The 24,747-nt window shown below is 61.1% G+C and carries 21 protein-coding genes; 3 read left to right on the forward strand and 18 right to left on the reverse strand.

Annotation, left to right across the window (positions count from 1 at the left end; all coding sequences use genetic code 11):
* The first annotated feature begins 45 nt into the window (after positions 1-45).
* The gene (locus ACVI9W_RS15995; RefSeq protein ID WP_038606786.1) at positions 46-396 is read left to right on the forward strand and encodes a BON domain-containing protein; all 351 of its coding nucleotides are present in this window, start codon (positions 46-48) and stop codon (positions 394-396) included.
* A 128-nt stretch (positions 397-524) separates the two neighbouring features.
* Here ACVI9W_RS15995 and ACVI9W_RS16000 read toward each other — a convergent pair whose 3' ends face one another.
* The 15 genes from ACVI9W_RS16000 to dksA all read right to left on the reverse strand — a co-directional run bounded on the left by ACVI9W_RS16000 (position 525) and on the right by dksA (position 21,294).
* Positions 525-3,512, reverse strand: coding sequence for a DUF748 domain-containing protein (locus ACVI9W_RS16000; RefSeq protein ID WP_461530488.1), 2,988 nt, complete (start codon positions 3,510-3,512; stop codon positions 525-527).
* Between the two features lie 46 nt (positions 3,513-3,558).
* Positions 3,559-4,575 carry a class I SAM-dependent rRNA methyltransferase gene (locus tag ACVI9W_RS16005; protein WP_461530489.1) on the reverse strand — a complete coding sequence of 339 codons (1,017 nt, stop codon included), beginning with the start codon at positions 4,573-4,575 and terminating at the stop codon, positions 3,559-3,561.
* Positions 4,576-4,654: 79 nt separating this feature from the next.
* Positions 4,655-5,833 (reverse strand): acetyl-CoA C-acetyltransferase, encoded by a 1,179-nt coding sequence (locus tag ACVI9W_RS16010; RefSeq protein ID WP_342624166.1) that lies wholly within the window; start codon positions 5,831-5,833, stop codon positions 4,655-4,657.
* A gap of 125 nt (positions 5,834-5,958) precedes the next feature.
* A complete protein-coding gene (locus ACVI9W_RS16015; protein WP_461530490.1) occupies positions 5,959-6,828 on the reverse strand; it encodes an oxygenase MpaB family protein in 870 nt (289 codons plus the stop codon).
* 39 nt (positions 6,829-6,867) lie between these two features.
* The gene (gene acs, locus ACVI9W_RS16020; protein WP_461530491.1) at positions 6,868-8,802 is read right to left on the reverse strand and encodes an acetate--CoA ligase; all 1,935 of its coding nucleotides are present in this window, start codon (positions 8,800-8,802) and stop codon (positions 6,868-6,870) included.
* Between the two features lie 87 nt (positions 8,803-8,889).
* On the reverse strand, positions 8,890-10,554 hold the full coding sequence (pgi, locus tag ACVI9W_RS16025; protein ID WP_461530492.1) for a glucose-6-phosphate isomerase: 1,665 nt from the start codon (positions 10,552-10,554) through the stop codon (positions 8,890-8,892).
* A gap of 123 nt (positions 10,555-10,677) precedes the next feature.
* Positions 10,678-11,535 (reverse strand): pantoate--beta-alanine ligase, encoded by an 858-nt coding sequence (gene panC, locus ACVI9W_RS16030; protein ID WP_461530493.1) that lies wholly within the window; start codon positions 11,533-11,535, stop codon positions 10,678-10,680.
* Positions 11,532-12,332, reverse strand: a complete 801-nt coding sequence (gene panB / locus ACVI9W_RS16035) for a 3-methyl-2-oxobutanoate hydroxymethyltransferase (protein ID WP_342624171.1) — start codon at positions 12,330-12,332, stop codon at positions 11,532-11,534. Before panB ends, panC begins: the two co-directional genes overlap by 4 nt.
* A gap of 251 nt (positions 12,333-12,583) precedes the next feature.
* Positions 12,584-13,060, reverse strand: a complete 477-nt coding sequence (folK, locus tag ACVI9W_RS16040) for a 2-amino-4-hydroxy-6-hydroxymethyldihydropteridine diphosphokinase (RefSeq protein WP_461530494.1) — start codon at positions 13,058-13,060, stop codon at positions 12,584-12,586.
* Between the two features lie 2 nt (positions 13,061-13,062).
* Complete coding sequence (locus ACVI9W_RS16045) at positions 13,063-14,451, reverse strand: polynucleotide adenylyltransferase PcnB (RefSeq protein WP_461530495.1); 1,389 nt, start codon at positions 14,449-14,451, stop codon at positions 13,063-13,065.
* 704 nt (positions 14,452-15,155) lie between these two features.
* Complete coding sequence (locus ACVI9W_RS16050) at positions 15,156-16,595, reverse strand: sigma-54-dependent transcriptional regulator (RefSeq protein WP_461530496.1); 1,440 nt, start codon at positions 16,593-16,595, stop codon at positions 15,156-15,158.
* A 22-nt stretch (positions 16,596-16,617) separates the two neighbouring features.
* Positions 16,618-19,572: a sensor histidine kinase gene (locus tag ACVI9W_RS16055; RefSeq protein WP_342624176.1), complete on the reverse strand. Its 2,955-nt coding sequence runs from the start codon at positions 19,570-19,572 to the stop codon at positions 16,618-16,620.
* Complete coding sequence (locus ACVI9W_RS16060; protein ID WP_003250005.1) at positions 19,556-19,732, reverse strand: hypothetical protein; 177 nt, start codon at positions 19,730-19,732, stop codon at positions 19,556-19,558. The genes ACVI9W_RS16055 and ACVI9W_RS16060 overlap by 17 nt, the downstream gene beginning before the upstream one ends.
* Before the next feature lie 152 nt (positions 19,733-19,884).
* Positions 19,885-20,772, reverse strand: coding sequence for a tRNA glutamyl-Q(34) synthetase GluQRS (gene gluQRS / locus ACVI9W_RS16065; protein ID WP_461530497.1), 888 nt, complete (start codon positions 20,770-20,772; stop codon positions 19,885-19,887).
* A gap of 78 nt (positions 20,773-20,850) precedes the next feature.
* A complete protein-coding gene (dksA, locus tag ACVI9W_RS16070) occupies positions 20,851-21,294 on the reverse strand; it encodes an RNA polymerase-binding protein DksA (protein ID WP_461530498.1) in 444 nt (147 codons plus the stop codon).
* Positions 21,295-21,504: 210 nt separating this feature from the next.
* Between dksA and ACVI9W_RS16075 the strand changes: the two genes are divergently transcribed.
* Both ACVI9W_RS16075 and sfsA read left to right on the forward strand, forming a co-directional pair.
* Positions 21,505-22,677, forward strand: a complete 1,173-nt coding sequence (locus ACVI9W_RS16075) for a pyridoxal phosphate-dependent aminotransferase (RefSeq protein ID WP_461530499.1) — start codon at positions 21,505-21,507, stop codon at positions 22,675-22,677.
* A complete protein-coding gene (sfsA, locus tag ACVI9W_RS16080; RefSeq protein WP_461530500.1) occupies positions 22,677-23,390 on the forward strand; it encodes a DNA/RNA nuclease SfsA in 714 nt (237 codons plus the stop codon). The genes ACVI9W_RS16075 and sfsA overlap by 1 nt, the downstream gene beginning before the upstream one ends.
* On the opposite strand, the gene ACVI9W_RS16085 is transcribed toward sfsA, so the two are convergent.
* From ACVI9W_RS16085 to ACVI9W_RS16095, 3 genes are all read right to left on the reverse strand, one after another.
* Positions 23,380-23,697, reverse strand: coding sequence for a Rieske (2Fe-2S) protein (locus ACVI9W_RS16085; RefSeq protein ID WP_461530501.1), 318 nt, complete (start codon positions 23,695-23,697; stop codon positions 23,380-23,382). The two genes, sfsA and ACVI9W_RS16085, sit on opposite strands and share 11 nt — an antisense overlap.
* 229 nt (positions 23,698-23,926) lie before the next feature.
* Positions 23,927-24,199 carry a TfoX/Sxy family protein gene (locus ACVI9W_RS16090; protein WP_038606836.1) on the reverse strand — a complete coding sequence of 91 codons (273 nt, stop codon included), beginning with the start codon at positions 24,197-24,199 and terminating at the stop codon, positions 23,927-23,929.
* A gap of 165 nt (positions 24,200-24,364) precedes the next feature.
* Complete coding sequence (locus ACVI9W_RS16095) at positions 24,365-24,709, reverse strand: pentapeptide repeat-containing protein (protein ID WP_038606838.1); 345 nt, start codon at positions 24,707-24,709, stop codon at positions 24,365-24,367.
* Between the last annotated feature and the right edge of the window lie 38 nt (positions 24,710-24,747).

Below are 24,747 nucleotides of genomic sequence, written 5' to 3' on the forward strand. Positions count from 1 at the left end.
CCAGGACTTACGGCGCAGACTTTTCGAAAAACAGGAGTGTCTCGTATGAAGAAGTTCGCTATTGCTGCCGCTACTGCCACCGCCCTGACTCTGACCCTGGCTAACGCGGCATTTGCCCAACAGCCTGCCCAGGCTCCGCTGACTGTTGCTGCCGGTGAAATGGACAAGGCAACAGAAGCGACCAAAGACACCTGGATCACTACCAAGGTCAAATCCGACCTGATGACCGAGAAAGGTATTCCAGGCACAGACATCAAGGTAGAAACCAATAAAGGTGTGGTTTCCCTGTCTTCCGATACTGCGCTGACCAAGTCGCAGAAAGACACGGCAGTCATGATCACCAAGAAGATCGATGGCGTTAAGGCGGTTTCGGCTGATGGCCTGAAAACCGACTGACCTGCGTAAACAAAAGCCCCGGCACAGGTTGCCGGGGCTTTTGTTTGAACGGTGGGAGCGGGCTTGCCCCGCGATGCAATGTGACTGGCAGTCTGCAGTCGCGGGGCTAGCCCGCTCCCACCGTTCGGTTACTCAGCATCCAGATGCAGCGGCGTGATTACCCGCCCATCCGCTTCCGCCTGGCCGAGGCTGGCATCAATGAAGTACACCCGATCATCTTCCAGTTTGCCCTTGTCGACCAGGTAGTCCTTGATACTGCTGGCCCGGGCCTGACCCAGCTGGCGCAGCAGCAGAGCGCTCTCGCCCCAGGACTTGAGCACTGCATCGCGCAACTGAGTGGTGCGCTGCTCGCGGTCCAGCTGCTCCCATTCGGCCGGCGGCTGCTGCTTCATGCGGGTGCGGTAGATCCCTTCAAGCATCGCCGGTTTGTCGCCATCCGGGACCTTCAGGTCGGAAGCCTGGGCCGGAACCTTTTCACCGCGACGCTGGAGGATCTTGTAGTAGGTACTCTGGTACTCACGCTCCAGACGTTGCTGGGCAATCAACGGTCCATCGCTGCTTTGCGCGCTGGTACCTTCGATCTCCAGGCGCAGGGCTGGGCGTTCCTTGAGTGCCGCCGCCAGCTTGTCGAGGGCGCTCTTGGCATCAGGTGCCAGATCGCTGGAACCGGCGACGAAGGCGACGCTGCCCAGGTCCTGCGCATCGCCACCGCTGATCAAGCCACCGATGAACTTGAATGGCGCCTGGGCGGCACGCAGTACCAGGTTGCGCAGGGTCTGCCAGACGATCGGCATGACGCTGAACTGCGGATCGTTCAGGTCGCCGGTCACCGGCAATTCGATTGAGATCTTGCCTTCGGTGTCCTTGAGCAAGGCCACTGCCAGGCGAATCGGCAGGTCCACCGCATCCGGGCTTTCGACTTTCTCACCAAGCTGCAACTGCTCAACCACCACTTTGTTCTCGGCTTTGAGCTTGCCTTGGGTGATGACGTAGTGCAGGTCGATGTTCAGCCGGCCCTTGCGGATGCGAAACCCAGCGAACTTGCCTGAATAAGGCGTCAGGGTGGTCAGCTCGACGCGTTTGAAGCTGGTGGCGATGTCCAGGCTGGCCATCGGATCAAAGGGGTTCAGTGCGCCTTTGATGGTCACTGGCGCATAGCGATCAACCTTGCCCTTGATATCGATCTTGGCCGGTTTTGGCTGGCGGTTGTCGATGGTGCCAATCTGACCGTTGAGTTGCTGGATGGCGGTGGCGAAGTTGGGTGTCAGGCTGAAGTCGGCGAAGTTCGCCGAGCCATCGTTGATGTCGATTGCGCCGATGCGGATACCCAATGGCTTTTCACTGCCCGCCGGTGCCTTCGCTTTCGCCTGGGCACTGGTTTGCGCGGTGGCCGGCTGCGGGATAAGCAGGTCATCGACGCTGGTGGTACGGTCTTCGTTGATCATGAAGCGCGCATAGGGCTGCTTCAGGCTGACTTTGCCGATGCTCAGGGCATCGCCATGGCGATAAGACAAACCATCAAGGTTGAGCTGTTGCCATTTGACGAAGTCGCGGTCCTTGATGGTGTCCAACGTATGCAGTTGGTTGACCTGGGCCTTGCCATCGATGCTGAAGGCCAACGGCTCAACGTTGCTGAGATTGACGTTGAGGTCACTGCCAAGCATGCCGCTGCGCAGCTCCAGACGGATGTACGGCGTGATGTAGGCCTGGGCGATGCGCAAGTCGATGTCCTGGGTGCTGACCTTGAGCTTGGCGGTCACCGGCGCCAGATTGACTTCACCGGCAGCCTGCAACTTGCCTTGCTTGCCCACGCCGGTATCGAGCTTGAGGGTGAAAGGCGACTGGTTGAGGCTGTCGAAGTTCTGCAGGTCGAGGTTCAACGGACCTACGTCCAGTGCCACCGGCTGCTTTTGCGAACGATCGGCCAGGTGGACCTGGTAGTTACGCAGTTGCACATCCTTGAGCAGCACCTGCCAGGGCTTGCCTGGCTCGGCAGGGGTCGCTTGGGCCTGGCTTTCAGGTTCGGCTGCAGCAGGTTCGGCTTTCTCTTTCGGCGTGGCCTTGGCCGGCTGGCTGGCGAACAGCTTCTGCCAGTCGAGTTGGCCATCGGCTTCCAGGGCGGCCCAGGTTTCCAGTTTCTCGCTGCGGATCTTGCCTACGGTTACCAGTTGTTTGGCGAGGTCTACAGAAGTTTCACTGACATCCAGGCGTGCCAGACGCGCCAGTGGGCGACCATCCGGCGCCTTGATGGCAAAGGGCGCGATACTCACCGAGGTGTTGTCGAGCAGCAGCTCGGTTTCCTTGGACAGGTTCAGTTTGTAGTGGGTGTCGAGACTGATGACGCCTTCTTCCAGTACCAGCGGCACGGCATCGCGAACATAGGGCCAGAAGGCTTTCATCTTGCCGTCGGTGACTTTCAAGGTACCTTCGGAAGCGATGGGCACAAGGCTGAAGGAACCGCTCCAGTCGATGCGGCCACCGTGCGGCCCGATCGCCACCAGGGTCATGTCGGAGCTGTCTTCAGGCAGGGTGCTGAGGTTCTTCAGTTCCAGGTTCATCGAATCGTAGAGGAACTCGATAGGTTCGCTGGGCCGCAAGTCCTCGAAGTGCAGGAAGCCTTCGACGAGCTTGATGCTGTCGATGCGCAGCGGGAACGGGTCGCTGGGCGGTGTTTCGGGTTTCGGTTCGCTGGGCGGAAGTTTGAACAGTTGTGCCAGGTTCAGTTTTCCATCCTTGGCAAACAGCAATTCGGTATGCGGCTTTTCCAGCTCGACGCCCGCCAGGTGCAGGGCACCGGTCCACAGGCTGTCGAGCTCAAGGTTGGCGTACAGGCGTTCAAAGCCGACCTGCTTCTTGTCCGGCTCGCCAATCTGCAGGCCCCAGAGGGTCAGCTCAAGACTGAAGGGGTTGAGCTCGATACGCTGCAAGTGCGCAGGTACCGTGGCGTAGTTGGCCAATTGCTGGTTGGCGATACGCAGGGCAACCCCTGGGAGAATCAGAAAGCCAAGCAGGCTGTACAGGGCCAAAGCGGCCAACATGGCGCCGAGGGCGCGTTTCAATCCTTTGGGCATGTGCGGCGTCGTCTGTCTGGAACGGGAGTGCTTGGAGTATGGCACGTAAAAACGGTTCCGAAGGTAGCTCGGAAATTACCGGTTTTTTGTTTTAAAGTTGAAGAATCAAGGTCTTCAGCGGTGGTTGCTGGTCCTGCGACGGAAAGTCGCTGGCCGGTTTAAGCACCTGGCAGTCGCGTACCGGGCGCCCGGCTTTCTCGGCGCAGCGCAGTACTTGTTCGCGCCAGTCGTCGAGGCTGACCTTGGCCAGGTTGTTACAGCAGATCAGTACGCCGTCTTCGGCGGTGCTGAGCAGGGCCGGCTTCAGCAGGCTCTGGTAGTCGCGCAGCAAATCGACGGTGCCGAAGGCGCTCTTGGCCCAGGCCGGCGGGTCGAGGAACACCAGATCGAACTGGCGTTGCTCCAGGCGCGGGTACGGTGGCAGCTTGTGACCGCGGCGCTGGCTGATCGGCAAACCGGCGAACTGGCGGATCGCCGGGAAGTAATCGGACTGGATGAAGCTCATCGGTACCAGCCCCGGGTTGAGTGCCGCGTTCTCCTTGCCCACCGCCAGGTTGCCTTCGGCGAAGTCCAGGTTGCACACCTCACGGGCGCCGCCTGCTGCAGCGCTGAGACCGACACCGCAGGTATAGGCGAACAGGTTCAGCACACGCTTGCCGGCACTGTGTTGCTTGACCCAGCCGCGGGCGTTGCGCAGGTCGAGGAACAGCAGTGGGTCTTGACCGGCATGGCGGCCACGGACACGGTAGTTCAGCCCCCACTCATGACCGACATGGTCGGCCAGGGCCGCTTCGCTGGCCTGGTAAACCGGGTCGCGGCGGTCGATGCGGCTGTTGCCCTGGGAGCGGTCGTTGTAGACCAGCAGCAGCTCAAGGCCAAGCTGCGCCTCAACCATGGCGTGCAGTTCAAGCAAGGCGCTGCTCTCAAGCGTCTGATGGAAACTCTGCACCAGCAGTTGCGGGCCATAGCGGTCAACGGTCAGGCCGCTGGCGCCTTCCTGACTGCCATGGAACAGGCGGTAGCAGTCAGTGTTCTGGGCATGCAATTCGGCGATTAGGCCCTGGCGGGCGTCGAGGGCGGCGCGCAGCGCCTGATTCAAGAGGGACATGCACGTGGCCTTGGTTTGCGGACGTGCAGTTTATCAGTTCACGCCAGGGGAGGGGCCGTTGCAGCCCCTCCCGCTGTTATCAGCGTTCGATCGCCAGGGCTACACCCTGGCCGCCGCCGATGCACAAGGTGGCCAGGCCTTTGCTGACATCACGCTTGATCATCTCGTGCAGCAGGGTCACCAGCACCCGGCAACCCGAAGCACCGATCGGGTGGCCCAGGGCAATGGCGCCGCCGTTGACGTTGACCTTGCTGGCGTCCCAACCCAGCTCCTTGCCTACCGACAGGGCCTGGGCGGCAAAGGCTTCGTTGGCTTCGATCAGGTCGAGGTCGGCCAGATCCCAGCCGGCTTTTTCCAGGCAGCGGCGGGTGGCGCTGACCGGGCCGATGCCCATGATCGCAGGGTCGACACCGGCATTGGCGTAAGCCTTGATCCGCGCCAGGATCGGCAGGCCCAGTTGCTGGGCCTTGGCTGCACTCATCAGCATCACGGCGGCGGCACCGTCGTTGAGCGACGAAGCGTTACCGGCAGTGACAGTACCGTCTTTCTTGAAGGCCGGCTTGAGTTTGCCCAGCGATTCGGCAGTGGTGCCGGCACGTGGTTGTTCGTCAGTGGCGAAGGCAACCGGATCGCCCTTGCGCTGAGGAATCAGGATCGGGGTGATTTCGTCGACGAAGCGTCGGGCTTCGATGGCGGCAGCGGCTTTTTGCTGGGAGGCGGCGGCGAAGGCATCCTGGTCTTCACGGCTGATGCCGTACTTTTCCACCAGGTTCTCGGCGGTGATGCCCATGTGGTAGTCGTTGAAGGCATCCCACAGACCGTCACTGATCATGCTGTCGATCAGCGTGCTGTGGCCCATGCGCAAACCGGTACGGGCGCCGGGCATGACGTAGTTGGCCAGGCTCATGTTTTCCTGGCCGCCGGCGATGATCACTTCGGCGTCGCCGCAGCGGATGGCCTGGGTTGCCAGGTGCAGGGCCTTGAGGCCGGAGCCGCAGACTTTGTTCAGGGTCATGGCCGGTACCGCGTGGGGCAGGCCAGCCTTGATCGCGGCCTGGCGCGCAGGGTTTTGCCCGGCACCGGCGGTCAGCACCTGGCCGAGGATCACTTCATCGACCAGCTCGGCATCGATGCCGGTCAGGGTCAGCAGTTGGCGAATCACCGCAGCGCCGAGGTCAACGGCGGGAATGGCGGCCAGCGCTCCTTGGTAGCTACCGACAGCGGTTCGGGTGGCGGCAACGATAACAACATCTTGCATGGCGCGGGTCCTCACTATTATTCGATTTGGCGTCAGAACAGCACAGGCCCCTGCGGGGCCTTGATCAACCGTCATGGTGGCATAGATGCTCGGGGAATCGCTAATGGCGAACTGCTCGGTCGCCTTCAGTGGATACCCATGCGCCGCCGCGCTCGATGCGCCGAGCCGTCACGCATGGCCCAGCGCAGCACCGGGGCCGTGCTGTTGATACCCAGGCGAATAAGGCGCCGTTGCAAGGAATGTTGCTGCAGGTCCAGCATGGCGCTGGCCCAATCAGGCAGCAAATCGATACCCGCGCGCAACATCAGGCTACCCACCGGCTTGGCCAGACGGCTGGGCGCGGGGGCATCGAGCAATACCTGCACCACTTCCCGGCTTCGTTCATCGGCGTACAACTGCGGACGCATGGCCTGCAGGTAGTCGGTTACCTGCTGACGCGAGCGTGGTACATCCCGGGCCCCCAGGCGTTCGGCGATCAAGGCGATTTCGGCGTAGTAGGCATCCTGCTCGGCGAGGGGCAGGTTTGGATTGCGGTAGCGCAGGTGGGCGGCAAGAAAGCTGCTGACCTCGGCCACATGCACCCAGGTCAACAGCTCTGGGTCGCTGGCTGCATAGGGGCGCCCATCGGCAGCGCTACCGACGACTTGTAGATGGATGGTGCGGACTTTTTCGATCAGCCAGTTGGCATCGCCGGTGGCGCCGAAGGTGGTGCCGGAGATGAACTGGCTGGTGCGGCGCAGGCGTCCGAGCAGGTCCTGGCGAAAATTGGAGTGATCCCAGACCCCGGCCAGGGCCAGCGGATGCAGCAGTTGCAGGAGTAGAGCACTGATACCGCCCACCAGCATGCTCGGGAAGTCGCCGTGTACACGCCAGCTGATGCTGTCCGGGCCGAACAGGCCGGGGTCGCCCTTGGGGTTTTCCAGGTCCAGCTGCCCCAGGGACAAGCCGGTCAGGCTCATTACCTGGGTTTCGATACGGCGGCGAATCGCTTCCATGGTTACCTTGCGTGCGAGGCAGCCATGACCTGCTGCCGGTTATGTATTCAAACGTTTGTCGATCAGGCCCTGAACGACACTGGGGTCGGCCAGGGTCGACGTGTCGCCCAGGTTGTCCAGCTCGTTGCAGGCGATCTTGCGCAGGATGCGGCGCATGATCTTGCCGGAGCGGGTCTTGGGCAGTGCTGGCGCCCACTGGATCAGTTCCGGCTTGGCGAAGTTGCCGATTTCCTTGCTGACCAGGGCCAGCAGCTCCTGCTTGAGCGTGTCGTCCGGGTTCACCCCGTTCATCGGCGTGACAAAGGCATAGATGCCTTGCCCCTTGAGATCGTGAGGGTACCCGACTACCGCGGCCTCGGCGATGCTGTCGTGCAATACCAGCGCACTTTCGACTTCGGCGGTGCCGATGCGGTGCCCGGAAACGTTGATCACGTCATCGATGCGCCCGGTTATCCACAGGTCGCCGTCTTCATCGCGACGGGCGCCGTCGCCGGTGAAGTAGTAACCCGGCAGTGGCTTGAAGTAGGTGTCGATCATCCGTTGCGGGTCGCCATACACGCTGCGGATCTGCCCGGGCCAACTGGCCTTGATCGCCAGCATACCGCTGCCGGGGCCTTCGATGAGCTTGCCCTTGTCATCGAGCAGTACGGGTTGTACGCCGAACATTGGTTGGGTGGCGCAACCGGGTTTTATCCGCCGGCTGCTTACCAGCGGGCTGATCATGATGCCGCCGGTTTCGGTCTGCCACCAGGTATCGACAATCGGGCAGCGTTGCTCGCCCACCGCATTGAAATACCATTCCCAGGCCTCCGGGTTGATCGGTTCGCCGACGCTGCCGAGCAGGCGCAGGCTCTTGCGCGAAGTGTTCTGCAGCGGCCCATTACCATCACGCATCAAGGCGCGCAGGGCGGTGGGGGCGGTATAGAAAATGTTCACCTTGTGTTTGTCGACCACCTGCCAGAAACGCGAGGTGTCGGGGTAGTTGGGCACGCCTTCGAACATCAAGGTGATAGCACCATTGGCCAGCGGCCCGTAAACGATATAGCTGTGCCCGGTTACCCAGCCGACATCGGCGGTGCACCAGAACACTTCGCCGTCACGGTAATCGAATACGGTCTTGAAGGTCAGGGTGGCCTGCAGCAGGTAGCCGGCGGTGGTGTGCAGTACGCCTTTGGGTTTGCCGGTGCTGCCGGAGGTGTAGAGGATGAACAGTGGGTCTTCAGCGTCCATGGGTTCGGGCGGGCAGTCATCGCCGACCTGTCTGATCTCTTCGTGGTACCAGAGGTCGCGGCCTTCGCTCCAGGCGACCTGGCCGCTGGTGCGCTTGATCACCACCACCGTGCTGACATCCGGGCAACTGAGCAGCGCCTTGTCGACGTTGTTCTTCAGCGGTACGGTTTTGGCGCCGCGAATGCCTTCATCGGCAGTGATTACGGTGCGGCAATCGGCGTCGAGGATACGGTCACGCAGAGCATCGGGTGAGAAACCGCCGAACACCACTGAATGAATCGCACCGATGCGGCTGCAGGCGAGCATGGCGTAAGCGGCCTCGGGGACCATGGGCATGTAGATGCATACCCGATCACCTTTTTTGACCCCACGCTGCTTAAGCACATTGGCCAGGCGGCAGACATGCTGGTGCAGTTCACCGTAGGTGATGACGCTGGAGTCGGCAGGATTGTCGCCTTCACGGATGATCGCCGGCTGGTTGCCCCGTGTAGCCAGGTGGCGGTCGATGCAGTTGTAGCTGACATTAAGTTGGGCATCCTTGAACCAGCTGGCCTGGCCGGTCTTCATGTCACTGTGCTGGATGCTGCTCCAGGGCTTGATCCAGTCCAGGGCTTTGGCCTGTTCTGCCCAGAACACCTCAGGCTCTTCAATCGACTGGCGGTACAGACGCTGGTACTCGGCCTGGCTCAGGCGCGCCGCTTTGCTGACGGCATCGGCATGGGGATAGGCGCTGATATCGAACATGGCGGGGTCCTGTCCTGATTGTTTTTGTCAGGACAGTGTAGCCGCTACCCCTGGCTGTGTTCGTTCAGCCAGGGGTAACACGGGCGATCAACCGCGGTGACGGCTGCGGAAGAAGTTGATCAGGCCCTGGGTCGACGCGTCTTCGGCAGCTTCTTCGATACCACCGGTCAGGCGCTGGTAGACGCCCTTGCCGAGCTCTTTGCCCAGCTCCACGCCCCACTGGTCGAAGGCGTTGATACCCCAGATTACGCTCTGCACGAACACCTTGTGCTCGTACATCGCCACCAGCGCGCCGAGACGGCGTGGGCTGATGCGCTCGACCACCAGGGTGTTGCTCGGACGGTTGCCCGGGATCACCTTGTGTGGTGCCAGCTTCTGGATATCGGCTTCGCTCATGCCCTTGTCGCGCAGCTCGGCTTCGGCCTCGCTGCGGGTCTTGCCGAGCATCAGCGCCTGGCTCTGCGACAGGCAGTTGGCGTACAGCCATTGATGGTGGTCGGCAACCGGATTGAAGCTGACCACCGGAACAATGAAGTCGGCCGGGATCAGTTGGGTGCCCTGGTGCAGCAACTGATGGTAGGCATGCTGGCCGTTGCAGCCGACGCCACCCCAGATCACCGGACCGGTGTCATGGTTGACCGGTGTGCCATCCTGGCGAACGCTCTTGCCGTTGGATTCCATGTCCAGCTGTTGCAGGTGCTTGGTGATGTTACGCAGGTAGTGATCGTACGGCAGGATCGCGTGGCTCTGCGCACCCCAGAAGTTACCGTACCAGACGCCCAGCAGAGCCAGCAGCACCGGCATGTTCTGCTCGAACGGGGCGTTCTGGAAATGCTGGTCCATGGTGTAGGCGCCGGACAGCAGCTCTTTGAAGTTGGCGGTGCCGATGGCCAGGGCAATCGGCAGACCAATGGCCGACCACAGTGAGTAACGACCGCCGACCCAGTCCCACATCGGGAAGATGTTTTCTTCGCGGATGCCGAAGGCCACAGCGGCGGCCTTGTTGCTCGACACGGCGATGAAGTGCTTGTACAGCTCGGCTTCCGAGCCGCCCTGGGCCAGGTACCAGGCGCGAGCGGCCTGGGCGTTTTTCAGGGTTTCCAAGGTATTGAAGGATTTCGAGGAAACGATGAACAGGGTGGTTTCAGCGCGCAGTTTGGCCGACAGCTCATGGAACTCGCTGCCGTCGATATTGGCCAGGTAATGGCAGCGCACGCCGCGCTGGGCATAGGGCAGCAGCGCCTCGGAAACCAGCTCTGGGCCGAGGAACGAGCCACCGATACCAATGTTGACCACGTCGGTGATCGGCTTTTCGCTGTAGCCGCGCCACAGCCCGTCATGGATACGGCTAACCAGCTCGGTGACCTGGTTGAGGACTTTGTGCACCTCAGGCATCACGTTGGTGCCGTTGACACTCAATTTGTCGCCTACTGGCCGGCGCAGCGCGGTGTGCAGGGCCGGGCGGCCTTCGGAGGCGTTGAGAATTTCGCCGGCGAACAGTGCCTTGATTGCCTCTTGCAGGCCGACTTCATTGGCCAGATTGACCAGCAGGTCACGGCTTTGGCCGTTGATCAGGTTCTTCGAATAGTCGAGAAACAGTCCGCAGGTGCTCAGGGAAAACTGTTCGAAGCGCTTTGGCTCGGCATTGAATGCCTCGCGCATGCTGAAGTCCTGCATGGCTTCGCGGTGTTGCTGGAGCGCCTGCCAGGCGGGCAGAGCGGTGACATCATGGGGGGTGCGGTAATAAGCCATCGCTGCAGGTTTCCTTATTGCGTGAACTGCCTTGGACACTGAAACCAGCGTCCCGTTTGCAGGCTGATGCCAATTATAGGCATCAGCCCGGCTTACAGGGAGTGGGCTCGGCGGGCGACCTTGTTACTTGTCGTCGAGATTCAGGTGCAGGTTGTCGATCAGGCGGGTGGCACCGAGGTAGGCGGCGGCCAGGATCACCACATCGCGGTCTTCGGCGGTTGCCGGACGCAGACTCAGGGCCTGGCGGATTTCCAGGTAGTCAGGGCGGAAACCGGCGTTTTGCAGCTGTTGCTGACCGTTGGCGATCAACGCCGGGTAGTCGCGTTCACCCTGTTCGATGGCAGCAGCCATCTGGCTCAGCAGTCGATACAGCGCTGGCGCGATGGCACGTTGTTCTTCGTTCAGATAACCGTTGCGAGAGGACAGCGCCAGGCCATCCTCGGCACGCACGGTCGGTTCGCCAATGATCTGGATCGGCATGTTCAGATCGCGCACCAGGGCGCGGATCACCGCCAACTGCTGGAAGTCTTTCTGACCGAACACGGCCAGGTCCGGCTGGACCATGTTGAACAGCTTGCTGACCACTGTCGCCACACCTTCGAAGTGGCCTGGACGGCTGGCGCCACACAGGCCTTCGGACAGCTGTGCAACGTTGACGCGGGTCTGGCCGTCCATACCGTCGGGATACATCTCCTCGACGCTGGGGGCGAACAGCAGGTGGCATCCGGCCTGGAGCAGTTTCTCCTGGTCGGCTGCGAGAGTTCGCGGGTACTTGTCGAGGTCTTCGCTGGGGCCGAACTGCAGCGGGTTGACGAAGATACTGGCGACGACGAAATCGACGCGCTGTGCGGCCTTGGTCACCAGAGCGGCGTGGCCGCTGTGCAGGTTGCCCATGGTCGGTACGAAACCGATGCGCTTGCCTTCACTGCGTGCCCGCGCCACGGCGGCGCGCAATTCGCGGACGGTCTTGACTGTATTCATGCACTGAACCCGTGTTCGCTGCCTGGGAAGCTGACGTCCTTGACGGCTGTTACGTAAGCCTTGAGCGCACCCTGGATATCGCTCTGGCCGACCATGAAGTTTTTCACGAACTTCGGTACGCGTCCGGTCAGCGACAAGCCGAGCATGTCGTGCAGCACCAGTACCTGGCCATCGGTCGCACTGCCGGCACCGATACCGATCACCGGGATGCTCACCGCCTGGGTGATTTCCGCGGCAAGTTCGCTGGGTACGCATTCGAGCAGCAACATCGCCGCACCAGCTTGCTCCAGGGCAATGGCGTCGGCCCGCATCTGCCGCGCCTGGTTTTCCTGGCGGCCCTGGACCTTGTAGCCGCCGAGGATGTTCACGGTCTGCGGGGTCAGGCCCATATGCGCGCAAACCGGAACGCCACGTTCGGCCAGGAGGCGGATGGTTTCCGCGAGCCAGGCGGCGCCCTCGACTTTGACCATGTGCGCGCCCGCTTGCATCAGGGCGCCGCTGTTGGCGAAAGCCTGCTCAATAGTGGCACAGGCCATGAACGGCAAGTCAGCGAGGATCAATGCGCCTTCGTTGCCACGTTTGACGCAGGCGGTGTGATAAGCCATCTCGGCGTTGGTCACCGGCAAGGTACTGTCATGACCTTGCAGGACCATGCCCAGCGAATCTCCGACCAGCAGGATTTCCACGCCGGCACGGCTGGCAGCCTGGGCGAAGGTTGCGTCGTAGCAGGTCAGCATGGCTATTTTCTCACCCTTGGCCTTGAGGCTCTGCAGGGTGGTCAGGGTTACATCTGGCATGAAAAGGAATCCTCATTCAGGCGCTGTGAAAAACGACTGCGTACAACGCGTGTATTCATCTTCTGGAACAGCACATCATCGATCGTGGTGTTTTAATTGCGACCTGTTCCAGGCCTATATACGCCTTTTTGCGGCGCGCAGGCGCCACCGGACGCCTATAGTCGTGAGGGAGGGGGCTGAAGTCAATTACCCTGTTACCGCATTGTTACGAATGCACTGTTACAGGCGTTACCGCATGGGGGAACGCCCGGTTACAGGCGTTCCAGGCCGACGAACGGGCAATCTGCCAGCAGTTTGGCAAGGCTGCGCTGGTCGGCCAGCAGGAAGTCGGCCGGGACCAGTTCGGCCAGCGGGTAAAGGACGAACGGTCGCGCCTGCATGTGGTAATGCGGGACTTTCAGGCGCGGGATGTCGATCAGATGATCGCCGTACAGCAGGATATCCAGGTCCAGGGTGCGCGGGCCCCAGCGCTCCTTGCGTTCACGGCCCTGGGCGGCTTCGATGGCCTGCAGGCTGTCGAGCAGGTCCAGCGGCGCCAACGTGGTGTCCAGGGCGGCTACGGCATTGGTGTAGCGTGGCTGGCCGGGTGACAGCGATTCGCTGCTGTAGAAAGCCGAGGTCGCCGCCAGCGATGTGTCGGGCAGCTCACGCAACGCATCGATAGCACTGCGCAGTTGCTCCTGCGGTTCATCCAGATTACTGCCCAGGCCGATGTACACGCGCTCCATGTTTATTCGCCTGCGCCGCCATCGGCACGCTTGCGTTTGCTCGGGCTGCGCTTGCGTTTACGCGGGCCGGCAGAAGCGCCTTCATCGCGGCTGCCCAGGTCACGGATCATGTCGCGCCGCTCGCTGTCATTGCAGTCCTGATAGTCGGTCCACCATTGGCCCAGGCCATCGGTCTCCTCACCTGCGCTTTCACGCAGCAGCAGGAAGTCGTAACCGGCACGGAAGCGCGGGTTGTCGAGCAGCAGGTCGGCACGCTTGCCGCTGCGGCGTGGCAGGCGCTCCTGCATGTCCCAGATCTCGCGGATCGGCAGGGTGAAGCGTTTCGGAATCGCGATGCGCTGGCACTGTTCGCTGATCAGCTCGTGGGCGGCTTCGTTCATCGCCGGAATCGGCGGCATGCCACGGCTTTGCAGGCGCAGAGCACGACCCGGCAGGGCCGGCCAGAGCAGGGCGGCGAACAGGAAGGCAGGGGTTACCGGTTTGCCCTGTTTGATGCGCAGGTCGGTGTTGATCAATGCCTGGCTGATCAGGGTATGGGTGTAGGTCGGATGTTCTTCCAGGGCTTCGGCACTGGCCGGGAACAGCGGATCGAACAACTGCAGGTCAACCAGCATTTCGAAGGTGTCGGCGGCATGCCCGGAGAGGAACAGCTTGAGTGTTTCCTCGAACAGGCGGGCAGACGGGATCTCGCGCAGCATCGATGCCAGTTGGCGAATCGGCTGCACCGTGTGCTTCTCGATGCCGAAGTTCAGCTTGGCGGCGAAACGCACGGCGCGCAGCATCCGCACCGGGTCTTCCTGATAACGCTGGGTCGGGTCACCGATCAGGCGGATCAAACGATTGCGGATGTCGTGTACGCCATTGGCGTAGTCGAGGATGCGCTCGCTGACCGGATCGTAGTACAGGGCGTTGATGGTGAAGTCGCGGCGCTGCGCGTCTTCTTCCAGGGTGCCGTAGACATTGTCACGCAGGATGCGCCCGCTCTCGTTACGCGACGAGGTGTGGCTGTCTTCTGCTTCGCTTTCCGGGTGGTTGGCGCGGAAGGTGGCGACTTCGATGATTTCACGACCGAAATGGATGTGAACCAGCTTGAAACGGCGGCCGATGATGCGCGCATTGCGAAATTCGGCACGGACTTGTTCGGGGGTGGCGCTGGTGGCGACATCGAAGTCCTTGGGGGTGATACCCAGGAGTTGGTCGCGCACGCAGCCACCGACCAGGTAGGCCTGGTAGCCAGCATTTTGCAGGCGCTCAACGATACTCACCGCATGACGACTGAATTGGCCACGTTGCAGCGAGTGTTGACCGCTATTGATCACTTCAGGCGTGGTGCGCTTGTGGTGCGGGCCACGTACGGGAGGACGGAACGACTGGAACAGCTTCTTCAGCATGGGATGCACTGTTTGAAGGAATGTTCGGCCAAAAACGAAGAATGGCCGCATGATGGGCGGGGATTCTAGCATTTACTGGGAGGATGGTGTAGGCGCTAGCAAAGCGGGGGGTGATGCGGAGGGGAGAAACTACAAGGGGAGCCGAAGCTCCCCAAGAAAGTAGTTGCGTGCTCTTATTGTTTTTTTGCCGGGCTTCTTGTTTTTGTTGAGTGCCCTATCCACAAAACGCAAAGCTTGTGGACGATCTCCCTAACCGGGATTCAAGAGCAAACGGATTGCTTTGGTCGCTGAGGTTGCAATGATCATGCGATCCAACCAGTTCAGGCCCTGCTTGAGTGCAGTTTTTATTATTCTCTGCCTGGTTGTGGGGCAAGCCCCAAATACAACTCCTCTCCAAAAGAATCAGTTAGCTGCGCCTCCGCCGTCTTGTTCTTATTGTGCGTGAGCCGATTCGTCTTATTTTTATTGTCTTTTGCAGTGCTTGTTATTGTTCTTGTACCAAACATATAGCAGGTGCCGTGCCAACTTTTGCAAACCCCAGTAAAACAAGGGCTTGGAGCGATTTCACCGTGTTGTTGAGGCGAAAAAAAACCGGGGCTTCGTTACCGTAAGCCCCGGTTTTTGTTACGAGATTGTGGCGAGGTAACAGTTTTTTCACATTTGCCTGTGTTACCCCTTCGCACCTCGCTGACAGCTGAAAGGGATCAGCTATCGCTGGTGGCACCGCTCTTGCGCCGCGGAATGCCCAGGCGCTGGCGACGTTCCCACAGGCACTTGCGACTGACCCCGAGTTTGCGTGCCAGCTCGGTCTCGGTCATGTGGTCCTGATGTTCGAGGACGAAGTGCTGGAAGTAATCTTCCAGGGACAGGTCTTCGGTTGGTTCGTGGCTGGTATTGTTGGCTGTACTGCCATTGCCGGACAGGCTGGCGAACGGCTCGTCGTCTTCCAGGTCGCTCAGCTCGATATCGATGCCCAACAGGTCGGCAGAAATTTCCGGGCTCTCGCAGAGAATCACCGCACGCTCAACGGCGTTTTCCAGCTCACGGACGTTACCCGGCCAGGAGTAATGACGGATGGCCTGTTCGGCATCGTGGCCAAAGCGCAGGTCGTTACGGCCGACACGTGCGCTTTGGCGGGCGAGGAAGGCATTGGCGATTTCGTTGACGTCGGCGCCGCGCTCGCGCAGGGCAGGCAGCTTGAGGGCGATAACGTGCAGGCGGTAATAAAGGTCTTCGCGGAACTGGCCGATCTTGGCCAGGTTTTTCAGGTCGCGGTGAGTCGCAGCGATCAGGCGCACATCGACCTTTTGTGACTGCACCGAACCGACCCGGCGGATTTCGCCTTCCTGAAGCACCCGCAGCAGGCGAGCCTGGGCTTCCAGTGGCAATTCACCGATCTCGTCGAGGAACAGGGTGCCGCCGTCGGCAGCTTCGACCAGGCCGGCGCGACCGGCGCTGGCACCGGTGAAGGCGCCTTTCTCATGGCCGAACAGTTCCGACTCGATCAGGGTTTCCGGAATGGCCGCACAGTTCACCGAGATCATCGGTGCCTTGGCGCGGCGCGAGAGGTTGTGCAGGGCGCGGGCAACCAGCTCTTTACCGGTCCCTGACTCGCCCTGGATCAGCACATTCGAGTCAGTCGGGGCGACCTTGCGGATCTTGCCGTACAGGTCTTGCATCGGCGGGCAGGAGCCGATGATGCCGATCTCGCCATTGGCGGCATTGCTGCTGCCTTTGTCGGCGATGGCGGTCTTGCCGTTACCGCGTGCTTCGGCAGGCGCTGCTGGCGCGTTCTGGCGGTCACGCAGGATGCGCGCCACGGCCTGGAGCATTTCGTCATGATCGAAAGGCTTGGCGATGTAGTCCACCGCGCCCATCTTCATCGAATCGACGGCCGAGCGCAGGCTTGCGTAGCTGGTCATGATCAGCACCGGTGTGCCCTGGCCGAGCTTGATCAGTTCGGTACCCGGGGCGCCGGGCAGGCGCAGGTCACTGACAATCAGGTCGAAGGTGGCAATGCTGAAGCGCTCCTGTGCTTCCTGCACCGATCCGGCTTCGCTGACCTGATACTGGTTCCGTTCCAGTAGTCGACGCAGTGCCGAGCGGATGATGGTTTCGTCTTCGACGATCAGAATATGCGGCATTGATTCAATTCTCTCGACGGTCTCAGTTCACAGCGGACGTCGCTACGACATGGCGCGGCAGGGTGACTCGGATCCGAGTGCCACGCTGGCTCTGGGTATCGGCCGGGCTGTCGATGGTGATTTGTCCATAATGCTCTTCCACGATGGAATAGACCAGAGCAAGCCCCAGTCCGGTACCTTCGCCCGGGTCCTTGGTAGTGAAGAAGGGTTCGAACAGACGATCCATGATGTTTTTCGGAATACCGCTGCCTTCGTCCTCGACGATCAGATCAACGGTATGCTCGCTCGCTTCACTCTTGACCCGCACGGCACTGCCGGGTGGTGAGGCGTCGCGGGCGTTGGAAAGCAAGTTGATCAGGACCTGGGCCAGGCGTTGCGGGTCGCCATCGACCCAGTGCTCGGGGTCGCACAGGTTGAAGAACTGTACTTCGAAATTGCGCCGGTTCAAGGCCAGCAGGCCGATGGCGTCCTGCGCCACTTCGGCCAGGCATACGGGCTCGTCGCTGTGCTGATGGCTGCCGGCGTGGGCAAAGCTCATCAGTGACTGAACGATGCGGGAAATGCGCTTGGTCTGCTCAAGGATCTGGCTGCTCAACTCGGTGATCTCGCCATCTTCCTCGCGTTCTTCGCGCAGGTTCTGCGCCAGGCAAGCGATGCCGGTGACCGGGTTGCCGATCTCGTGGGCTACCCCGGCCGCCAGGCGACCGATACTGGCCAGGCGTTCGGAGTGCACCAGCTTGTCTTCCAGAGCCTGGGTCTCGGTGAGGTCTTCGACCAGCACCACCAGGCCACTGTTGCCCGGCGCCAGGGGTTCGTCAATGGCGGCTTTGTGCAGGTTCAGCCAGCGGGTCTGGCCGTCCAGGCCCAGGCGCTGCTTGTGCAGGTGTTCATCGGGAATGTTGGTGAAGCCCAGCAGCAGGCCACGCCAAGGTTCGCTGATGGTGGTCAGGCGTGAGCCGACCACACGCTTGGCGGGAATGCCGGTGAGCTCTTCCATGGCCTTGTTCCACATCAGGATCTCCTGATCCTTGGCCAGCGAGCAGACACCCATGGGCAGCTCCTGCAGGGTCTGGCGATGGTAGCGGCGCAGGGCATCGAGCTCGGCAGCAAGGCCGGTGAGGCGCGAGTGGTAGTCTTCCAGGCGGCTTTCGATGAAGTGGATATCTTCAGTGACGTAGTTTTCGTTACCCGACTTGTAAGGAAGGAAGGTCTCGACCATGTCCTGAGCCACACTCGGCCCCATCAGCCCCGACAGATTGGCTTCGATACGGTCGCGCAGGCGGCGCAAGGCGTAGGGACGGCGTTCGTCGAAAGGCAGGTAGAGATCACGCAGGGCCTGTTCGACTTCCTTCTGTGCGGCCTTTGCCCCCAGCGGCTTGGCCAGTTGCGTGGCGAACTCCTGCGGCGAGGCGGCATGCAGTTCGCGGCGTTGCGGACGGCGCACGTTATCCACCGCACAGGCTTCGGCGGCGCTGACTTCTTCACTGCTGGCGTTGGTGAACAGCGAAATCAGGGTGAACAGCAACACGTTCGCCGCCAGCGAGGCAATGGCCGCCATGTGCCAACTGGTGTCGTCGAGCACATAGATCATGTTCAGCAACGGGATGTAGAAACCCTGCAGGTTGCCCACCAGTGGCAGCAACATGGTCACCATCCACACCAGGATCCCGGCCAGCAAACCGGCAATGAAGCCGCGACGGTTGGCGGTCGGCCAGTACAGTACCGAGAGTACGCCCGGCAGGAACTGCAGGGTGGCGACAAAGGCGACGATGCCGAGGTTGGCCAGGTCTTGCTGGCTGCCAAGGGTCAGGTAGAAGCCGAAACCGGCGGCGATGATCGCGACAATCAGCGCGCGGCGGGTCCATTTCAGCCAGCGATAGATATTGCCCTCGGCCGGAGGCTGGTACAGCGGCAGCACCAGGTGGTTCAGGGCCATGCCCGAGAGGGCGAGGGTGGTAACGATGATCAAGCCGCTGGAGGCTGACAGCCCACCCACATAAGCGAGTAGTGCCAGCGCCTGGTTGTTGGCGGCGATCCCCAGGCCCAGGGTGAAGTATTCCGGGCTGGTGCTGGCGCCCATCTTCAAGCCCGCCCAGAGGATCAAAGGCACAGCCAGGCTCATCAGCAGCAGGAACAGTGGCAAGCCCCAACTGGCGCTGACCAGCGAGCGCGGGTTGAGGTTTTCGGTGAAGGCCATGTGGTACATGTGCGGCATGACGATGGCCGAGGCGAAAAACACCAGCAGCAGGGTCCGCCATGGGCCTTCCTGCAATGGTGTGTGCAGGGCGGCCAGGGCGGTCTGGTTCTGCAGCAGCCACACTTCCAGCTGATGCGGCCCGCCGAATACTCCGTACAGCGCGTACAAGCCAATGCCGCCCAGGGCCAGCAGCTTGATCACCGACTCAAAGGCAATGGCGAACACCAGGCCTTCGTGTTTTTCTCGGGTAGCGATATGCCGGGAGCCGAAAAAGATGGTGAACAAGGTAATCAAGGCACAGAAGGCCATGGCCACCCGCGCTTTGACCGGCTCGCCGGTGAGGATGCTGATCGAGTCGGCCACCGCCTGGATCTGCAGGGCCAGCAACGGCAGGACGCCGATCAGCATGAACACCGTGGTCAACGCCCCGGCCCAAGTGCTGCGAAAGCGGAAGGCAATCAGGTCGGCCAGTGACGACAGCTGATAAGTGCGGGTGATCTTCAGAATCGGGTAAAGCAGCACCGGCGCCAGCAGGAAAGCCCCGGAAACCCCCAGGTAACAGGCCAGAAAGCCGTACCCGTACTGGTAGGCCAGGCCGACCGAGCCGTAAAACGCCCAGGCACTGGCATAGACACCCAGCGACAGGGTGTAGGTCAGGGGGTGGCGAATGATTGCACGCGGGATCATGCCGCGTTCGCTGATCCAGGCCACGCCGAACAGCACCAGCAGGTAGGCGGCGCTGATCAGGATCATCTGGGTCAGGCTAAAGCTCATCGGCATCACGTTGGCTCTGCAGGATAAAGGTCACGACGATCAGGATCAGCCAGAGCAGGTAAGGGCGATACCAGGCTCCGGTAGGCTCGATCCACCAGTCCATGATGGCCGGGGAGAACAGATAGATCCCCACGACCAGAAGCAGGACCAAACGATAGATATACATGCTGGCCTCAAAGGTTAGGGCGCTGCTGCTTGGACTTATTATTGGCGCAAATGGCTGCGGCGATGGTAACGGATGGGCTGACGGCTGCAAACGTCCTTGCACGTTTTAGCCAAAGATTTGAATTTATTGGGCTTTCTGTCTATCGGCAAGGGTCAGGCCAGTTGCGCCTCGGCCAGGGTTCGACTGCGTGGGATCGCACTGCTCGACCAGTGTCGGGTGGCATGGGCCAGTACTTCGCCGGGCCGGGCCTGTTCCATCGCTGTGTCGGTGGTTTGGCCCAGGGCCCGCAGGGCCCGCAGGAGCAGCGGCGTGGCTTGCTCGGCGGGTAACGGCGCGGAACGGTAGCTCTTGCCCAGCTTATGCCCATCAGGCTGGGTAATCAGCGGCACATGTAGATAACGCGGTTGCGACAGCCCCAGCAGTTCCTGCAGATAAAGCTGGCGCGGGGTGTTATCCAGCAGATCGGCGCCGCGTACGATGTCGGTCACCCCTTGCCAGGCATCGTCCAGCACCACCGCCAGTTGATAGGCATAGAGCCCGTCGCGACGACGAATGACGAAATCACCCACCTCACGGCCCAGGTGTTGTTCGAAAGGGCCCTGGACACGGTCTTCGAAACGGTAGGTCAGCTCCGGCACGCGCAGGCGGATGGCGGCGTCCTGTTGAGCATGGCCGGCATTGCGGCACAGACCGGGGTAAATGCCGTTGTAACCCTCCAGTTGCTTGCGCGAACAGGTGCAGGCATAAGCCAGGCCCTGGCGGAACAGACGCTCGACGATTTCGGCGTAGGCCTCATGGCGCTGACTCTGGTAGACCACCTCGCCATCCCACTCCAGGCCGTAGCTTTCCAGGGTGTGCAGGATTGCCGCCTGAGCGCCGGGGGCTTCGCGGGGAGGGTCGATATCTTCCATGCGCAGCAGCCACTGGCCGCCAGCCGCGCGGGCATCAAGCCAGGAGGCGAGCGCAGCGACCAACGAACCGAAGTGCAGGAATCCGCTTGGGGTGGGGGCGAAACGCCCGATGTAGCGAGGGTTGTTCATACTCATCAATGCAGGTACTGGGCAATCGTCGCAGCCATAAATGAAGCGGGGCGCCTTGAGCGCCCCGTTCTGGTCAGATCAAGCTTTGCCGACCTGTTTTTCCTTGATTTCCGCCAGCGTCTTGCAGTCGTAGCACAGGTCTGCAGTCGGACGGGCCTCCAGGCGACGAATACCGATTTCCACGCCGCAGCTTTCGCACCAGCCGTACTCTTCGTCTTCGATCAACTGCAAGGTTTTGTCGATTTTCTTGATCAGCTTGCGTTCGCGGTCGCGATTACGCAGCTCCAGGGCGAACTCTTCTTCCTGACTGGCGCGATCGGCCGGGTCAGGGAAGTTGGCTGCCTCGTCTTTCATGTGGTCCACAGTCTTGTCCACGCCTTCCATCAACTCTTGCTTCCATTTGTGCAGGAGTTTGGTGAAGTGCGCGCGCATGGGGACACCCATGTACTCCTCACCCTTGGATTCTTTATAGGGTTCGAAGCCGCGAACGAGTTGACTTTGTTGCTTTTCTTGGGTGGACATGAATAGACCGCCTCTCACTCTTCTAATCCATTGCGCAGGCTGCTCCATCTCCGGCGCCCGCCGGCCCTGCGACTGCGAGCCGCCGAACTTACCAGATCGAATCGGGGCGCGCTACTCCCGGTGTCTTCGTGGTTGACAGCAGGTTTAGCCACACGTTCGCTTCAGCACACGGGTAGAATCATCATTCTAGACCTATTTGAGAGAAGGTTGATGGCCCAGTCCTACAGTGCGCGCAGCCGCGCCATAGAACCGTTCCACGTCATGGCCCTGCTGGCCCGCGCCAACGAGCTGCAAGCCAGCGGCCGTGATGTGATTCACCTGGAAATCGGCGAGCCGGACTTCACCACCGCCGCGCCGATCGTCGAGGCTGGCCAGGCTGCCCTGGCCGCCGGGCATACCCGCTACACCGCGGCGCGAGGTGTGCCGGCGCTGCGTGAGGCGATTGCCGGCTTTTACCAGCAGCGCTATGGCCTGAGCATCGACCCCGAACGAATCCTCATCACGCCGGGTGGCTCCGGTGCCTTGCTGCTGGCCAGCAGTTTGCTGGTGGATCCGGGCAAGCACTGGCTGCTGGCGGATCCCGGCTACCCGTGCAACCGGCACTTTTTGCGTTTGGTCGAAGGTGGCGCGCAGCTGGTACCGGTAGGCCCCGAGGTCAACTATCAACTGACCGCTGACCTGGTCGAGCGCTATTGGGATCAGGACACCGTCGGCGCACTGGTGGCGTCGCCGGCCAACCCGACCGGCACCGTGCTTGACCGTAGCGAGTTGGCCAACCTGTCGGCGGCAACCCGCGCTCACAATGGGCATCTGGTGGTCGATGAGATCTACCACGGGCTGACCTACGGCATGGATGCAGCCAGCGTTCTGGAAGTCGATGACCATGCCTTCGTCCTGAACAGCTTTTCCAAATATTTCGGGATGACCGGTTGGCGTCTCGGCTGGCTGGTGGCGCCACCGGCAGCGGTCAGAGACCTGGAAAAACTGGCACAGAATCTCTACATCAGCGCCCCGAGCATGGCTCAACAGGCTGCTCTGGCCTGTTTTCAGCCACAGACGTTGGCGATTCTGGAAGAGCGTCGTGCCGAATTCGGCCGTCGTCGTGACTTCCTGTTACCAGCTCTGCGTGAACTGGGCTTCAAGATTGCCGTCGAGCCGCAGGGGGCTTTTTATCTATACGCCGATATCAGCGCCTTTGGCGGTGATGCCTTCGCCTTCTGCCAGCATTTCCTCGAAACCGAGCATGTTGCCTTTACGCCGGGCCTGGACTTCGGTCGCCACCAGGCCGGGCATCACGTGCGGTTTGCCTACACCCAGAGCCTGCCACGCCTGCAGGAAGCGGTGGAGCGGATTGCCCGGGGTCTGCGGAGCTGGCAAGGCTGATGCGTTTTTCTCCAGCCCTGGAAACTGCGCGACTGCTGCGTCGCTACAAGCGCTTTCTGGCCGATATTGAACTGGCCAGTGGCGAACAGATCACCATTCATTGTCCCAATACCGGCTCGATGCTCAATTGCATGGTCGAAGGGGGGCAGGTCTGGTTCAGTCGTTCCAATGATCCCAAACGCAAGTTGCCTGGCACCTGGGAAATCAGTGAGACGCCACAAGGGCGTCTGGCCTGCGTGAATACCGGGCGGGCCAATGCGCTGGTCGAGGAAGCCCTGCACGCCGGAATCATCAGCGAACTGGCAGGTTTTACCGGGCTCAGGCGCGAAGTGGCCTACGGCGAGGAGCGTAGCCGAGTGGACTTTCGCCTGGAGTTTGCCGATGGGCCGGCTTATGTCGAGGTCAAGAGCGTGACCCTGGGTTTTGAAGGTTCAGCCGTTGCGGCTTTCCCCGATGCGGTCACCCAGCGGGGCGCCAAGCACCTGCGCGAACTGGCGGCGCTGGCTCGCCAGGGTGTGCGGGCGGTGCAACTGTACTGCGTGAATCTCAGCGCTATCGAAGCTGTGCGGCCAGCCGAGGAAATCGATGCGGCCTACGCGCAAGCGTTGCGCACCGCAGTGGCCGATGGTGTCGAGGTTCTGGCCTATGGTACGTGCGTTGATGGCGAGCAGGTCTACATCGACAGGGCTTTGCCGGTACTGCTTACGCCATGAGCCAGATGCCCTGGCTGTCTTCAAGGCAGTCCAGGGCGGTCAGTTGCTCCCCGGCGCAGGGGCCGGTCACGCATTCCCCGGACTCGATCAGAAACAGGGCGCCATGCCGGCCACAGGCGATCAGGCTAGCGCTGCTGTCGAGAAACTGATCGGGCTCCCAGTTCAGCGGGATGCCGCGGTGCGGGCAGCGGTTGCGGTACAGGTAGACCCGGCCTGCGCGGCGCACGGCAAACACGGCGGTGTCGCCAACGCTGAAGCCACGACTGCGGCCTTCGCCTAATTGGTCGGATAAGCAGAGAAAATGCATAGCAGGGAGTTACCTGGAGTCACTGTTGGTTTGACGCTATCAAACGATACCAACTCCGGGCAAAAAAAAGACCCGGCAAAGAGCCGGGTCAATAACCGTGATTAGCCTGATGAGGAGATAATCTGAGAGTCCGAACCAGGGGCTTTCAGGTTACCCAACCAGTCTCGCGACCAGTTGTGATAATCATAACGATTCTCATTACGGTGTCAACCGTCGCTACTCAATATTCTCAATTATTTTTCTGAACGGGTTTGGCATCGAGTTGCTGGTTCAGGGCTTCCTTGCGGTCGGCCGGAATGTCATTCCAGTGCACGTCGAGCAAGGCGCCTTCAATCGCGTAGAGCAATACCTTCGAGGCCCGGAAACCACGGGTGCGCACCGCCTTGTAGGCGTTTACCGCACCCAGCCGGCGCAGATCCGAAGCACTGTGGATGCCGACCGCATGCAGCCACTGCGCGGAAGTCTTGCCAAGGTTTTTCAGATGCTGGAGTTCATCGTTCATCAAGCCTCCTTGCGACGGCTGAACGGGTCTTGTGGAGGAATCGCTGGCAGGTCAATGAGCAGTGTAGCGGCACTTGGGAAATACGCGGCGTTTTGCCATCGGGCTGCCGACAAGTAGCCGAAAGAAGCCCGCCAGGCCACTGCTGGCGGGGCTTTAGCGGAAAAATCAGCGAGTGCGATAGCGCAGTCGAGTGCCGAAATTGACCGACATGAGAATTTCGTCGGCGCTCAGTTCACTGGGGAAGTAGGTACCGGAGATCTGTGCATGGGCCAGGCTTGCGCCTTCGAGTCCATTGTGGCGCAGGTCGAGGCCGCGCAGATCGGCGGCGCGGAAGTAGGCATCGGTAAAATCGATTCCGCTGGTGTCCAGCTCCCGCAGGTCGAGGCCGCGGAAATCGCCACCGCGAAAGTCGATACTGACGTCCCTGGGTTTTTCGCGGTTGAAGCTGGCGATCTGTTCGTCATGCACCAGCGCATACAGTGCGCTGTCCAGTTGCCGTGGCTGATTCATGAAGGCGCCTCCTTGTTTGCACTTATGGTGACACTATA

The sequence above is a fragment of the Pseudomonas sp. 210_17 TE3656 genome, from assembly GCF_054821965.1.